The organism is Streptomyces sp. SID5785 (assembly GCF_009870065.1).
In the GTDB taxonomy this organism is placed as follows: Bacteria; Actinomycetota; Actinomycetes; order Streptomycetales; family Streptomycetaceae; genus Streptomyces.
On record NZ_WWIA01000857.1, the window covers coordinates 1 to 13,602 of the forward strand.

Annotated in this window: 13 protein-coding genes; 6 read left to right on the forward strand and 7 right to left on the reverse strand. The window is 73.3% G+C overall.

Annotation, left to right across the window (positions count from 1 at the left end):
- Positions 1-905 (reverse strand): magnesium and cobalt transport protein CorA (locus GTW43_RS27750; protein WP_161304716.1); only part of this gene is annotated, 905 nt, incomplete at its 3' end.
- A gap of 61 nt (positions 906-966) precedes the next feature.
- Between GTW43_RS27750 and GTW43_RS27755 the strand changes: the two genes are divergently transcribed.
- The 6 genes from GTW43_RS27755 to GTW43_RS27780 all read left to right on the forward strand — a co-directional run bounded on the left by GTW43_RS27755 (position 967) and on the right by GTW43_RS27780 (position 8,344).
- Positions 967-1,653: a histidine phosphatase family protein gene (locus GTW43_RS27755; RefSeq protein WP_161304704.1), complete on the forward strand. Its 687-nt coding sequence runs from the start codon at positions 967-969 to the stop codon at positions 1,651-1,653.
- A gap of 109 nt (positions 1,654-1,762) precedes the next feature.
- Entirely contained in the window at positions 1,763-2,353 is a 591-nt protein-coding gene (locus GTW43_RS27760) for a DUF3090 domain-containing protein (protein WP_161304705.1), read from the forward strand.
- On the forward strand, positions 2,317-3,246 hold the full coding sequence (locus GTW43_RS27765; protein WP_161304706.1) for an SCO1664 family protein: 930 nt from the start codon (positions 2,317-2,319) through the stop codon (positions 3,244-3,246). Before GTW43_RS27760 ends, GTW43_RS27765 begins: the two co-directional genes overlap by 37 nt.
- A 60-nt stretch (positions 3,247-3,306) precedes the next feature.
- Positions 3,307-3,741, forward strand: coding sequence for an SRPBCC domain-containing protein (locus GTW43_RS27770; protein WP_161304707.1), 435 nt, complete (start codon positions 3,307-3,309; stop codon positions 3,739-3,741).
- 136 nt (positions 3,742-3,877) lie between these two features.
- Positions 3,878-5,107 carry a cysteine--1-D-myo-inosityl 2-amino-2-deoxy-alpha-D-glucopyranoside ligase gene (mshC, locus tag GTW43_RS27775; RefSeq protein ID WP_161304708.1) on the forward strand — a complete coding sequence of 410 codons (1,230 nt, stop codon included), beginning with the start codon at positions 3,878-3,880 and terminating at the stop codon, positions 5,105-5,107.
- A 159-nt stretch (positions 5,108-5,266) separates the two neighbouring features.
- Positions 5,267-8,344: an NPCBM/NEW2 domain-containing protein gene (locus tag GTW43_RS27780; RefSeq protein WP_161304709.1), complete on the forward strand. Its 3,078-nt coding sequence runs from the start codon at positions 5,267-5,269 to the stop codon at positions 8,342-8,344.
- A gap of 76 nt (positions 8,345-8,420) precedes the next feature.
- On the opposite strand, the gene GTW43_RS27785 is transcribed toward GTW43_RS27780, so the two are convergent.
- The 6 genes from GTW43_RS27785 to GTW43_RS27810 form a co-directional block, all read right to left on the reverse strand.
- Positions 8,421-9,386 carry a PAC2 family protein gene (locus tag GTW43_RS27785; protein ID WP_161304710.1) on the reverse strand — a complete coding sequence of 322 codons (966 nt, stop codon included), beginning with the start codon at positions 9,384-9,386 and terminating at the stop codon, positions 8,421-8,423.
- A gap of 148 nt (positions 9,387-9,534) precedes the next feature.
- Positions 9,535-10,206, reverse strand: a complete 672-nt coding sequence (locus tag GTW43_RS27790) for a FadR/GntR family transcriptional regulator (RefSeq protein ID WP_161304711.1) — start codon at positions 10,204-10,206, stop codon at positions 9,535-9,537.
- A 92-nt stretch (positions 10,207-10,298) separates the two neighbouring features.
- Positions 10,299-11,300: an aromatic ring-hydroxylating dioxygenase subunit alpha gene (locus GTW43_RS27795; protein WP_161304712.1), complete on the reverse strand. Its 1,002-nt coding sequence runs from the start codon at positions 11,298-11,300 to the stop codon at positions 10,299-10,301.
- Between the two features lie 6 nt (positions 11,301-11,306).
- Positions 11,307-11,549: a recombinase-like helix-turn-helix domain-containing protein gene (locus GTW43_RS27800; RefSeq protein WP_161304713.1), complete on the reverse strand. Its 243-nt coding sequence runs from the start codon at positions 11,547-11,549 to the stop codon at positions 11,307-11,309.
- 19 nt (positions 11,550-11,568) lie between these two features.
- Positions 11,569-12,513, reverse strand: a complete 945-nt coding sequence (locus GTW43_RS27805; protein WP_161304714.1) for a PDR/VanB family oxidoreductase — start codon at positions 12,511-12,513, stop codon at positions 11,569-11,571.
- 13 nt (positions 12,514-12,526) lie between these two features.
- Positions 12,527-13,602: thiamine pyrophosphate-dependent enzyme (locus GTW43_RS27810; protein WP_161304715.1), on the reverse strand; the 1,076-nt coding region annotated here is incomplete at its 5' end.

The following is a 13,602-nucleotide window of genomic DNA, read 5'->3' on the forward strand; positions in this document are numbered from 1 at the left end:
TCCGGCATGTGGTCGAAGTTCATGCCGTAGATCCCCGCGATCAGGGTCGGCACCGCGGCCATCGCCGCCCACGACGAGATCTTGCGCATGTCGTCGTTCTGCCGCACCCCCATCTGCGCCAGGTGCGCCGACAGGATGTCCGACACGAGCCGGTCCAGGCCCTCCACGCCCTCGTTGACGCGCGTCAGGTGGTCGTTCACGTCCCGGAAGAAGGGCTGCGCGTCCGTGCTCACGAACGGCACCGCACGCTCGCCCCACGGACCGACGCCGGACAGCCGTGCCATCGGCAGCACCAGCGGCCCGGTCGCCCGCCGGAACTCCAGGATCTGCCGCTTGAACGTGTAGATCCGCGACGCCGTGTCCCGCGAGCCGCCGCCGTCCGGCGAGAAGACCTCCGCCTCCAGCTCCTCCAGGTCCACCTGCAGCTCGCCCGCGACCTCCAGATAGTGGTCCACGGTCGCGTCGGCGACCGCGTACAGGACCGCCGTCGGCCCGTGCGCCAGGAACTCCGGGTCCTGCTCCAGACGCCTGCGCACGGCCTTCAGCGGCGCGCACTCGCCGTGCCGCACCGTCACCACGAACGAGTCGCCCAGGAACAGCATCACCTCGCCCGTGGACACCCGGTCGCTGTGCGGCTCGTAGAGCACCGGCTTGAGGACGACGAACAGCGAGTCGTCGTAGATCTCCAGCTTGGGCCGCTGGTGCGCCTTCAGGGCGTCCTCGACGGCCAGCCGGTGCAGCCCGAACTCCGCGCTGACCCGGGCGAACTCCTCCTCGGTCGCCTCGTGCAGCCCGATCCACACGAACGCGTCCCCCGACGACCTGGCCTCCTGCAGCGCGTCGGACCAGTCCGCGTGCCGCTCCGTGCGGCGCCCGTCCCGGTAGACCGCGCAGTCGACAATCATGTCGGGCATTCTTCCCAGGGCTCCCGGGGGCCGCACCTCAGCACGGCCTACGCTGGCCCGTATGCCCACGCTGATTCTCGTCCGGCACGGACGCTCCACCGCCAACACCGCGGGTCTGCTCGCCGGGTGGACCCCCGGCGTGGCCCTCGACGAGCGCGGCGCCGCACAGGCCGCCGCGCTGCCCGCCCGCCTCGCGGACGTCCCGCTGAGCGAGGTCGTCAGCAGCCCGCTGCAGCGCTGCCGTGAGACCGTGGCGCCGCTGCTCGCCGCCCGGCCCGGGCTCGAGCTGCGCACCGACGACCGCATCGGGGAGTGCGACTACGGCGACTGGTCGGGACGCAAGCTCGCCGAGCTCGCCGACGAGCCCCTCATGAAGGTCGTCCAGCAGCATCCGACCGCCGCCGCGTTCCCCGGCGGCGAGTCCATGCGGCAGATGCAGCACCGCGCCGCCGAGGCGGTACGGGAGTGGAACGCGCGCGTGGCGGAGCGGCACGGCCCCGACGCCGTCTACCTGATGTGCTCGCACGGCGACATCATCAAGTCCCTTGTGGCCGACGCCCTGGGCCTCCACCTGGACCTCTTCCAGCGCATCTCCGTGGAACCCTGCTCCGTCACGGCGATCCGCTACACCGAGCTGCGCCCCTTCCTCGTACGCCTCGGTGACACGGGCGACTTCGCGTCACTGGCGCCCACGCCCCGGGCGGCGGGCCCGGACGCGCCCGTCGGCGGCGGCGCGGGCGCACCGTGATCGTCGGCCGCAGTAGGGTGAACCACCTGTAGGGGCGGTTCCGCAGACCCCGGTGCGCCGTTCCCAGAAGTCCCAGACCAGTTCCCCAGATCCCCAATGGAGACAGGACGTGTCCCGTCAGGTGTTCCTCTACGACCCTCCGGAGCGTTTCGTGGCCGGCACGGTCGGACTCCCCGGGCGCCGCACCTTCTTCCTGCAGGCCTCGGCAGGTACGCGCGTCACGAGCGTGGCGCTGGAGAAGACCCAGGTCGCCGCGCTCGCCGAGCGCATGGACGAGCTGCTCGACGAGGTCGTGCGGCGCAGCGGCGGCAATGCCCCGGTGCCGGCCGTCGCGCCCTCGGAGATCTCCGACACGGCGCCCCTCGACGCCCCGGTCGAGGAGGAGTTCCGCGTCGGCACCATGGCGCTCGCCTGGGACGGCGACGAGCAGCGCATGATCGTCGAGGCCCAGGCCCTCGTCGAGCTGGACGCCGAGTCCGAGGAGGACCTCGCCGAGGCCGAGGAGCGGCTCCTCCAGGACGAGGAGAACGGCCCGCCGATGCTCCGCGTCCGGCTGACCGGACCGCAGGCGCGCGCGTTCGCCAAGCGGGCCCTGGACGTCGTCAACGCGGGCCGGCCGCCGTGCCCGCTGTGCAGCCTGCCGCTCGACCCGGAGGGACACGTATGTCCGCGCCAGAACGGATACCGGCGCGGAGCGTGAGCGCCCCCACCGACCTCGCCGCCCTCGACCTCCTGACCCGCGGCGCGCTGGAGGTCCGCGGCCGGATCCGCGAGGCCTCGAACGCGGTGCTGCTGTGCACCGTCTCCCTCGAGGGCCGCGAGGCCGCCTGCGTCTACAAGCCGGTGCGCGGCGAGCGGCCCCTGTGGGACTTCCCCGACGGCACGCTCGCCCAGCGCGAGGTGGCCGCCTACGAGGTCTCCGAGGCGCTCGGCTGGGGCCTCGTGCCGCCCACCGTGCTGCGCGACGGACCGTACGGCGAGGGCATGTGCCAGCTGTGGATCGACGGGCCCGAGGAGACGGCCGGGACACCCGGGACCGCAGAGACGCCAGAAACCGACGGGGCGCCCGAAGCCGACGGGGCGCCCGAAACCGATGGGATGCCCGGGGCCGGGCCGCTGCTCGCGCTCGTCGACGGCGAGGAGCCGGGGGAGGGCTGGAAGGCCATCGGGCTCGCCGAGGTCGGCGAGGGCCGCACGGCCCTGCTCGTGCACGCCGACGACCCGCGCCTGCGCCGCCTGGCGGTGCTCGACGCGGTGATCAACAACGGCGACCGCAAGGGCGGCCACCTGCTGCTCGACGCCGCGGGCCGGCTCTACGGCATCGACCACGGCGTGACCTTCAACGCCGAGGACAAGCTGCGCACCCTGTTGTGGGGCTGGGCGGGCGATCCGCTCACCGACGAGGCGACGGCCGCACTGGAGGGTCTGCGGGCCGCGCTGGCGGCAGGGGAGCCGCTCGCGGTCCGGCTCGGCGGTCTGATCACCGGGGCCGAGCTGGAGGCGGTGCGCGAGCGGGTGGCCGAGCTGCTCGCGACCGGGCGGCACCTGGAGCCCGGCGGGGACTGGCCGGCGATCCCCTGGCCGCCCGTGTGACGGCGGCCCCGGCCGTCCGTCCGGGGGCGGCCGACCGTCGGGCGGGCTACGTTCGAGGGCATGACCAAGCTGATAGTCGAGGACCGGATCGACCGCCCGCCCAAGGACGTGTTCGAGGCGATCGTCAGCCCCGAGAGCCTGTCCGCGTTCTTCACCGCCGAGGCGTCGGCCGCGATGGTGCCGGGCACCACGGTGACGTGGCGGTTCGGCCACGTGGACGCGGCGTTCGACGTCGAGATCGGCGACGTCGAGGCGGACCGGCTGATCACGTGGCGCTGGCCGGGCAGCGAGGTGACCGTCGAACTCGCCGACGAGGGCGGGGCGACGAGGATCACGATCACCGAGGACACGGTGGGCGACGGCCCGGACGGGGCGGCGCGGGCCGTGGGGCAGACCCAGGGGTGGGTGTACTTCGTGTGTGCCCTGCGCGCCTGGCTGCTGCACGGGATCCGGCACTTCGGTCTGTCCGGCGCGATCCGCGTCACGCTCACCTGATCCCGCCGCCGTCCCGCGCGATCCAGTCAGATCCCGCCCGATCCAGCCCATGGACGGCTTCCGCGCAAGAGGGCCTTGTCGGTCATCACACCGGTCCGGTTCGTATGCGGAAGCACCGTCCGGTTAGGCTCGACCCATGCATGCCTGGCCCGCTTCTGAGGTCCCCGCCCTGCCTGGCAAGGGCTGCGACCTGAGGATCCACGACACCGCGACCGAGGGGCTCGTCACCCTTGCCCCCGGTCCCGTCGCCCGTATCTACGTCTGCGGCATCACCCCGTACGACGCGACCCACATGGGTCACGCGGCGACCTACAACGCGTTCGACCTCGTGCAGCGCGTGTGGCTCGACACCAAGCGGCAGGTTCACTATGTCCAGAACGTGACGGACGTCGACGACCCGCTGCTCGAGCGGGCCGTGCGTGACGGCGTCGACTGGGTGGGCCTCGCCGAGCGGGAGACCGCCCTGTTCCGTGAGGACATGACCGCCCTGCGGATGCTCCCGCCGCAGCACTACGTCGGCGCCGTCGAGGCGATACCCGGCATCGTGCCGCTCGTCGAGCGGCTCCGCGACGCGGGCGCCGCCTACGAGCTCGAGGGCGACATCTACTTCTCCGTCGAGTCCGACCCGCACTTCGGCTCCGTGTCGAACCTCGACGCGGCCGCGATGCGACTGCTGTCCGCCGAGCGCGGGGGTGACCCGGACCGTCCGGGCAAGAAGAACCCGCTCGACCCGATGCTGTGGATGGCCGCCCGTGAGGGCGAGCCCAGCTGGGACGGCGGCTCGCTCGGCGCGGGGCGCCCCGGCTGGCACATCGAGTGTGTCGCCATCGCCCTCGACCATCTCGGCATGGGTTTCGACGTCCAGGGCGGCGGATCCGACCTGGCCTTCCCGCACCACGAGATGGGCGCCTCGCACGCCCAGGCGCTCACCGGCGAGTTCCCGATGGCCAAGGCGTACGTGCACGCCGGCATGGTCGCGCTCGACGGCGAGAAGATGTCCAAGTCCCGGGGCAACCTGGTCTTCGTCTCCCGGCTCCGGCGCGACGGCGTCGACCCGGCCGCCATCCGGCTGGCGCTCCTGGCCCACCACTACCGGTCCGACTGGGAGTGGACCGACCAGGTGCTCGCCGACGCGGTGGAGCGGCTCGGGCGCTGGCGCGCGGCCGTGTCGCGGCCCGACGGGCCGCCCGCCGAGGCGCTGGTCGAGGAGATCCGCGAGGCCCTGGCCGAGGACCTGGACGCGCCGGCCGCGCTGGCCGCGGTCGACCGCTGGGCGGCCGCGCAGGCTTCCGGCGGCGGCACGGACGAGGGGGCCCCCGGGGTCGTCTCGCGGGCCGTCGACGCGCTGCTCGGCGTCGCTCTGTAGGACCCACATCACGAACAGCCCCTCCGGCCGGAGAGTTGAGCTCCGGGGCGCCGCCCCGGGCCCGCTCGTCCGCCGCCGGAGGGGCTTTGTCGTGCCCGGTCACCGGACGACGGCGTCGGCCATCTAGCCGCGTGCAAGAAACTGCGCTAAACAACGCCCATGCGAACATCATTGCGCACGCATGCCTCCGGGCGGCTCAGATCCGCCGTCGCCGTCGCCGCTCTCGTCCTGGCGGCGGCGCTCACCGGCCCCGCCCCCGCGCAGGCCGACGACAGCGCCGGCACCGTCGGCGACCTCACCGGCTTCCACGCCGACGGAGCCCGCTACACCCTCGACGCGGGCGCCTCGAAGGCCCGCGTCAGCTTCGTGTCCGACGAGACCTTCCGGATCGAACTGGCCCCCGACGGCACCTTCACCGACCCGGCCGGCGACGAGATCGTGCTGCCCCAGGGCAAGCCGCCCGCCACCCGCTGGAAGGACCGCGGCGACCGCTACGAACTCAGCAGCGCCGCGGTCACCCTGCGCGCCTACAAGTCCCCGCTGCGGTTCGCCCTGTTCAGGAACGACGGCACCCGTCTGTGGGAGGAGACCCGGCCGCTCGCCTGGACCGCCGACAGCACCACCCAGACCCTGGACCGCGGCGCCGACGAGCAGTACTACGGCGTCGGCATGCAGAACGGCCGCGGCAACACCTCGCTGCGCGGCCAGCGGGCCGAGGCCGAGGTGGACTACGACTGGGACGACGGGGGCCACCCCAACTCCGTGCCGTTCTACCTCTCCTCGGCGGGCTACGGCGTCTTCCGCAACACCTTCGCGCCCGGCACCTACGACTTCGGCGCGCCCGTGACCGCCGCCGCGAAGGAACGCCGCTTCGACGCCTACTACTTCGCGGGCAGCGGCAAGGACCGCGCCAAGGACGTCATCGGCCAGTACACACAGCTCACCGGCAAGCCGTTCCTGCCGCCGCTCTACGGCCTGGAGATCGGCGACGCCGACTGCTACCTCCACAACGCCAACCGCGGCGAGCGCCACACGCTCGACGCCGTCAAGATCTCCGACGAGTACGTCGCGCAGGACATGCCGCTCGGCTGGAAACTCGTCAACGACGGGTACGGCTGCGGATACGAGGACCTCGCCGAGACCGCGCAGGGCCTGCAGAAGAACAAGACGCAGATGGGCCTGTGGACCGAGGACGGCATCGACAAGATCGCCGACCAGGTGAAGGCCGGCCAGCGCGTCGCCAAGCTCGACGTCGCCTGGGTCGGCGACGGATACAAGTTCGCCCTCGACGGCTGCAAGGACGCCTACCGGGGGATCGAGGACAACTCCGACGCCCGCGGGTTCACCTGGGCCCCCGAGAGCTGGTCCGGCGCCCAGCGCTGCGGCGTCCAGTGGTCCGGCGATCAGTCCGGTTCCTGGGACTACATCCGCTGGCAGATCCCGACCTACGCGGGTGCGACCATGTCCGGGCTCGCCTACACGACCGGTGACGTCGACGGCATCTTCGGCGGCAGCCCCAAGACGTACGTCCGCGACCTCCAGTGGAAGTCGCTGCTGCCCATGACGATGACCATGGACGGCTGGGCCGCCAGCGACAAGCAGCCCTTCCGCCAGGGCGAGCCGTACACCGACATCAACCGCCGCTATCTCAAGCTGCACGAGTCGCTGCTGCCCTACTTCTACTCGTACGCGCACGAGGCGACCGAGACCGGGGTCGGCGCCGTGCGGCCGCTCGCGCTCGAGTACCCCGACGACCCGAAGGCCGCGACCGACGCCGCGAAGTACGAGTTCCTCACCGGCGAGGACTTCCTCGTCGCGCCCGTCTACCGGGACACCTCCACCCGTGACGGGATCTACCTGCCCAAGGGCACCTGGACCGACTACTGGACCGGGCGCGTCTACCGGGGCCCGACCACGATCGACGGCTACAGCGCCCCGCTCGACACGCTGCCCCTGTTCGTCAAGGGCGGCGCCGCCGTCCCGATGTGGCCGGGCATCCGCTCCTACGCCGACCGCACCGCCGGCTCACCCGTCGCCTGGGACGTCTACCCGCAGGGCTCCTCGTCGTTCGAGCTGTACGAGGACGACGGCGTGACCCGCGCCCACCGCGACGGCGCCCACGCCACCCAGCGCGCCGACGTCGAGGCCCCGCTGTCGGGCGCCGGTGACGTGCGGATCCGCATCGGCGCGAGCAAGGGCTCGTTCAAGGGCAAGCAGACCGCCCGCCCGTACGACTTCACCGTGCACACCGCGGACGCGCCCCGCCGGGTCGCGCTCGACCGGCGTCCGCTGCGGCAGTACTCCGACGCGGCCGCGTACGCGAAGGCCGGCTCGGGCTGGTTCTACGACCGTGACGACCGCGGAGGCGTCGTCCGCGTGAAGACCGGCAAGCAGTCGACCTCGCGGGGCTTCACGCTGGACCTGAAGGACACCGCCGCCGTCGGCGGGGCCGTCCCCGGCGCCGGCGCGGCCGTCTCCGCCCCCGCCGGGCAGGAGCTCGGCGCGGGCACCGCCGGCACGGTCGCCGTCGACGTCACCGCGGGCAGCCGCGACGCGAGCGACGTCACCGTGTCGCTCGACGCCCCCGACGGCTGGCGCACCGGCGACGCCGTGACCGTGCACCGGATCGCGGCCGGCACCACCCGCCGCGTCGAGGTCCCGGTCACCCCCGCCGCGGACGCCCGGTCGGGGGAGCAGACCCTCACCGCGGCGGTCCGGCACGTCGCGGGCGGCACGGCCCGCACCGCGTCGGCCCGCTTCGGGGTCTCGGTGATGCCGAAGCCGCCCGCCGGCGACACCTGGGCGAGCGACCTGGAGTGGCTGTCCTCGGCCAACGGCTACGGGCCCGCCGAACGCGACCGCAGCAACGGCGAGTCCGGCGCGGCCGACGGCCGTCCGCTCACCCTCGCCGGGAAGACCTACGACAAGGGCATCGGCGTGCACGCCGACTCCGACATCGAGGTCTATCTCGGCGGCCGCTGCACCCGGCTGACTGCCGACGCCGGCATCGACGACGAGATCGACGGCTACGGCGAGGTCGCCTACTCCGTCGAGGCCGACGGCAAGGTGCTGTGGACCTCGCCGAAGGTCACCGGCGCCTCGGACCCGGTGCCGGTCGACGTCGACGTGAGCGGCGCCCGGCACGTGCGCCTCAAGGTGACGGACACCAACGGCTCCAAGACCGGGGATCACGGGGACTGGGCCGGCGCCCGGTTCACCTGCGCCGCCGGGAGCTGACACGACGGCGGGGCCGGGCGGCGCTCAGTGCGCCGCCCGGCCCCGCCCCTGTCACTGCCGCGCCACGGGCCCGGCCTCAGTCCTCCGGGTCCTCGCCGTCCGGACGCGGCGGCTTCGGCGGCTTGGTGCGGTCGCTCGGGTTCTCCCTCAGGTACGAGGAGCCGTCACCGCCGTCCGTCGCGTGGCCGCCCGGCGACGCACCGGGGTCGCGGCGGCGCAGATAGCGCTCGAACTCGCGGGCGATGGCGTCCCCCGAGGCCTCCGGCAGCTCCGCGGTGTCCCGGGCCTCCTCCAGCGACTGCACGTACTCGGCGACCTCGCTGTCCTCGGCCGCCAGCTGGTCCACGCCCAGCTGCCAGGCGCGCGCGTCCTCGGGCAGCTCGCCCAGCGGGATGCGCAGGTCGATCAGGTCCTCCAGCCGGTTCAGGAGGGCCAGCGTCGCCTTCGGGTTCGGCGGCTGCGACACGTAGTGCGGGACCGCGGCCCACAGCGAGACCGCGGGCACACCCGCGTGCGTGCAGGCCTCCTGGAGGATGCCGACGATGCCCGTCGGACCCTCGTACTTGGTCTCCTCCAGGTCCATCCGGGTCGCCAGGTCGGGGTCCGAGGTGACCCCGCTGACCGGCACCGGGCGTGTGTGCGGGGTGTCCCCGAGCAGCGCCCCCAGGACGACGACCATCTCCACGCCCAACTCGTGGGCGAAGCCCAGGAGTTCGTTGCAGAACGAGCGCCAGCGCATGGACGGCTCGATGCCCCGCACCAGCACCAGGTCGCGCGGCTTCTCACCGCGGGTCCGCACCACCGAGAGCCGGGTCGTCGGCCAGGTGATCTTCCGTACGCCGTCCTCCATGAACACCGTCGGCCGGTTGACCTGGAAGTCGTAGTAGTCCTCGGCGTCGAGCGCCGCGAAGACCTCGCCCTTGAACTCCTTGTCGAGATGCGCGACCGCGGATGAGGCGGCGTCGCCGGCGTCGTTCCAGCCCTCGAACGCGGCCACCATGACCGGGTCGACCAGCTCGGGTACCCCCTCGAGCTCGATCACCCAGCGCCTCCTTCCGACGTGCCCTCCGGTACCCGCCCACCTTACGGCGTCCCCGAGGGCCCTCCGCAGCCCCCTGGAACCCGGAGGCTGCCCGGAACACTGCCCCGCGCCGCCGCCCGGCACTCCACCCGGCCGGGGCACGCCCCCGTCACAGGGTCGAACGCAGCCACTGCTCCACGGACGCGATGTGCACGGTCGCCAACGAGCGGGCCGCCTCCGCGTCGCGGTCGCGCAGCGCCGAGAGGATCGCGCGGTGCTCGTGCAGGGTGCGGCTGACCGCGTCCTCCTGGGTGAGACCGCGCCAGACCCGGGCCCGGGTGGTCGGCCCCGACAGCCCGTCGAGCAGCGAGCACAGGACCGAGTTGCCCGTGGCCGCGACGATGCCACGATGGAAGTCGAGGTCGGCGGCGACCAGTTCCTCGACGGAGGGCTGCGGGCCGAGCGCGTCGAGCTGGCGGTCCAGCCGGTCCAGCTCGTCCGCGGCGATCCGGACCGCCGCGATGGCCGTCGCCGCGGGCTCCAGGATGCGGCGCACCGCGAGGAACTCCAGGACGGTGTCGTCCCGGTGGAAGTCCACGACGAAGCTGAGCGCCTCGAGCAGCAGCTGGGGATCCAGGCTGGTGACGTAGGTGCCGTCGCCCTGCCGCACGTCCAGGATCCGGATCAGCGACAGGGCGCGCACGGCCTCGCGCAGCGAGTTGCGCGAGAGTCCCAGCTCCGCGGCGAGCTCGCTCTCCTTGGGGAGACGGTCGCCGGGGCGCAGCGCACCCGAGACGATCATGCCCTTGATCTTCTCGATGGCCTCGTCGGTGACGGCCATGGCACCCCCTCTGCTCGCACCGGAGGGCCGATACCTCCGATGTCTCGCCCCATTATGTGGGCAGCGCCGCCGGAGCGCGGGGGTGTCGGGGATCACGTCCCCGAGGCCTGCTGCTCCGCGGCCGCCCGGTACATGCGGCGCAGCCGGACGACGCCGAGGTCGTGCTGGTAGAGGTTCTCCTGCTGGTCCGCGTCCGCCGGCATGGCCTCCAGCATCACGCGGTCCTGCTCCAGCACCTCCCAGTGGCGCTTCTCGATGAGCGTCCGGTACAGGAAGCGCCACGCGTCGCGCTCCCAGCCCTGGACCCGGCGGTAGCGCCAGAAGAAGACGCCGCAGCGGTTCTCGTCGACGGGGCAGACCATGCCGACGATGCCGAACGGGCCGCCCGGGCCGGCCGACGGCGGGTAGGGGATCGACAGGTCGACCCAGTCGACGCCGGTGCGGCACAGCTCGACCCAGTCGAAGTTCACGCCGCGCTGGTCGGTCTTCTCGAAGAAGTAGCCGCGGTCGGTCTCACGGATGCGGAACTTGGCGGTGGTGTCGCCCTCGAACATCGTGTGCGAGTCGTGGTGGAGGAACGCGCCGTGCATCGGGTCGAGGAGGTTCTCGACGGCGTAGCGCCACGGCACGTTCCACTCGGCGTAGCACAGGAACGCGTCGGTGCCGGGGTCGGTGAGCGGCTCGGGGAGCGTCAGTTCGGCGGGCTCGGGCTGCTGCTCGGTGCCGAACCAGGCGAGGATCGCGCCGGACACCTCGCGCACGGGCAGCGACCGGACGAGCTTCTTGCCCTCCAGGTTGCAGCCGGGCAGACCGGGCACGGACGAGACCGTGCCGTCGGACTCGACCTCGACCCCGTGGTACCAGCACGCCACCCGGTCGCCCAGGTGTTTCCCGAGCGAGAGCGGGGCGCCGCGGTGCGGACAGCGGTCGGCGAGCATGCTCAGGGCGCCGTCGGAGCGGCGGAACAGCAGCCACTGCTCGCCGAGCGCGGTCACCCTGCGCATGGCGCCGGGTGCGACGGAGGCGGACGGGACGACCGGGTGCCACTGGTTGCGCAGGCCGGTCGCGTAGATGTGGTCGGCGGTCAGCGTCATCTGCGGTCACGCTCCCAGGCGGTGCATCTCGGCGGTGAAGGTCTCCCCGGTCCACGGGGCGCCGTCGGGCGCGTGGACCTGGCGGGCGTTGAGCCCGCGCACGACGTCATCGAGGGTGTGGCCCTCCTTGGTGAAGACCTCCTCGAGGGTCGCGGCCAGTTTGACCTCGTACGGGGTGGGCTCGTGCGTCCGGGACTGGTGGATGTCCAGGGACGGCCAGGCCTGTCCGTCGCGGGTGTCGGTGCTCATGAATGTCTCCAGTCGGAAGTCACAGGTCGAGGACGAGGCGGCCGGACGCGCAGCGCGAGACGCAGATCATCATCGAGGCGTTCGCGGCGTGTTCCGCCTCCGAGAGCAGGAAGTCGCGGTGGTCGGGGGTGCCGTCGAGCACCCGGGTCTCGCAGGAGCCGCAGATCCCGTCGCGGCACGAGCTGTTCACGCTCAGCCCGGCCTGCTCGGCGGCCTCCAGGATCGACGTGCCGGAGTCCACCGAGAGCGTGAGCCCCGAGGTGCGGCACTCGACGTCGAACGCCGCGTCGTCACCGGAGAGTGCGACGACGGGCGCCGCGAAGCGCTCCAGCCGCAGCCGGTCCGCCGGGCAGCGCTCCTCCACCGCCGCGAGCAGCGGCTCGGGCCCGCAGCAGTACACGAGGGCGCCCTCGGGCAGGTCGGCGAGCTCGGCCGCGAGGTCGATGTGGCCCAGCTCGTCCTGCGGGACGAGCGTCAGGTCGCCGCCGAGCGCGGCCAGTTCGTCGGTGAACGCCATGGAGGAGCGGCTGCGTCCGCCGTAGACCATCCGCCAGCGGTCCCCGCGCCGGGCGGCCTCGCGGGCCATCGCGAGGACCGGCGTGACACCGATGCCGCCGGCCACGAAGACGTACGCGGGCGCGTCCTCCAGCGCGAAGTGGTTGCGCGGCGCGGAGACGGTGACGCTCTGCCCGGGGCGCAGCTTCGTGTGGACGTGGCGTGAACCGCCGCGCGAGGACGGCTCGTTGAGCACGCCGATCCGGTAGCGGCCGGTGTCGGCGGGATCGCCGCACAGGCTGTACTGGCGGATCTGCCCGCCCACGTGGACGTCGAGGTGCGCGCCGGGCGCCCAGCCGGGCAGCGGCTTGCCGTCCGGGTGGGCGAGTTCGACGGACAGGACACCGTCGGCCTCCCACGTCATACGCCGGACGAGCAGCGACAGCAGGCCTTCGTCGGTGGTGGTCATCGGGGGGACCTCCCTACGCGGTGGGGATCTTGACGGGCGGGGTGAAGGGGTTCTTCATCGGGCCGAGCGCGGCCAGGTCGACCTCGACGAGCGTCGGGCCGTCCGAGCCGACGGCCCCTTCGAGGACCGGGCGGGCGTGCCCGGCGTCGGCGATCCGCAGGTACGGCAGGCCGCACGCCCGGGCCAGCAGCTCGAAGTCGGGCGTGACCAGGTCGACGCCGCTGCGGCGCTCGCTGTACCGGTCCTGCATGTTGCGCAGGACGCCGTACCCGCCGTCGTTGAAGACGAGCACGGTCAGCCGCGGCCGCTCCTGGGCCACGGTGAGCAGTTCGCCGAGGTGGACGGCGAGGCCGCCGTCCCCGGCGATGACCACGGTGGGCCGCGCGGGGTCGGCGAGCGCGGCGCCGATGCCCATGCCGAGGCCCTGGCCGATGCCGCCGCCGCGCGGGAAGACGTTGGACTCGGGGGCGTACATCTCCAGGAGCCGGTTGCCCCAGCTGCTGGACGGGATCGTGACGTCCCGGGCGACGACCGCGTCCCGGGGGAGGACGGCGCGCAGGGCGTCGCAGATCGCGGCCTGCGGGCCGATGTTCTCGTGCAGGGCCGCGCGGACGTCGGCCCGGACCCGGGCGACGCGGGCGGTCCACTCGGGATCGGCGGCCGTGGCGTGCGGCAGCAGCCCGGCCAGCGCGTCGGCCGCGTCGGCGTGCAGGGTGTGCGCGGCCGGGTAGACGCGGCCGAGGGCGGCCGCGTCCACGTCGATCTGGATGTGGCGCTCGGCGCCGGGGAGCCGGAGTCCGTAGTCGGCGGTCTCGTTGGACCGGAAGTGGGTGCCGATCGTGACCAGGGCGTCCGCGTCGGCGAGCAGCGCCCGCCCGGCCGGGGTCGTCGCGAAGTTCCCGACGACCTGCGGGTGGTCCTCGGGGACCGCGCCGCGACCGGAGTTGGAGGTCAGCAGGCCCGCGCCGGTCGCCTCGACGAGCGCGGCCAGCTCGGCGCGTGCGGCGTTCGCCCCGCCGCCGGCCCAGATCAACGGGCGGCGGGCGGCGGCGAGCAGGGCGCCCGCCGCGGCCAGGGCGGCGGCGTCGA

Coding starts and splice junctions, on each gene's coding strand:
- GTW43_RS27755 (WP_161304704.1), top strand. CDS start 967: ATGCCCACGCTGATTCTCGTCCGGCACGGACGCTCCACCGCCAACACC.
- GTW43_RS27765 (WP_161304706.1), top strand. CDS start 2,317: ATGTCCGCGCCAGAACGGATACCGGCGCGGAGCGTGAGCGCCCCCACC.
- GTW43_RS27770 (WP_161304707.1), top strand. CDS start 3,307: ATGACCAAGCTGATAGTCGAGGACCGGATCGACCGCCCGCCCAAGGAC.
- mshC (WP_161304708.1), top strand. CDS start 3,878: ATGCATGCCTGGCCCGCTTCTGAGGTCCCCGCCCTGCCTGGCAAGGGC.
- GTW43_RS27780 (WP_161304709.1), top strand. CDS start 5,267: ATGCGAACATCATTGCGCACGCATGCCTCCGGGCGGCTCAGATCCGCC.
- GTW43_RS27790 (WP_161304711.1), bottom strand. CDS start 10,206: ATGGCCGTCACCGACGAGGCCATCGAGAAGATCAAGGGCATGATCGTC.
- GTW43_RS27795 (WP_161304712.1), bottom strand. CDS start 11,300: ATGACGCTGACCGCCGACCACATCTACGCGACCGGCCTGCGCAACCAG.
- GTW43_RS27800 (WP_161304713.1), bottom strand. CDS start 11,549: ATGAGCACCGACACCCGCGACGGACAGGCCTGGCCGTCCCTGGACATC.
- GTW43_RS27805 (WP_161304714.1), bottom strand. CDS start 12,513: ATGACCACCACCGACGAAGGCCTGCTGTCGCTGCTCGTCCGGCGTATG.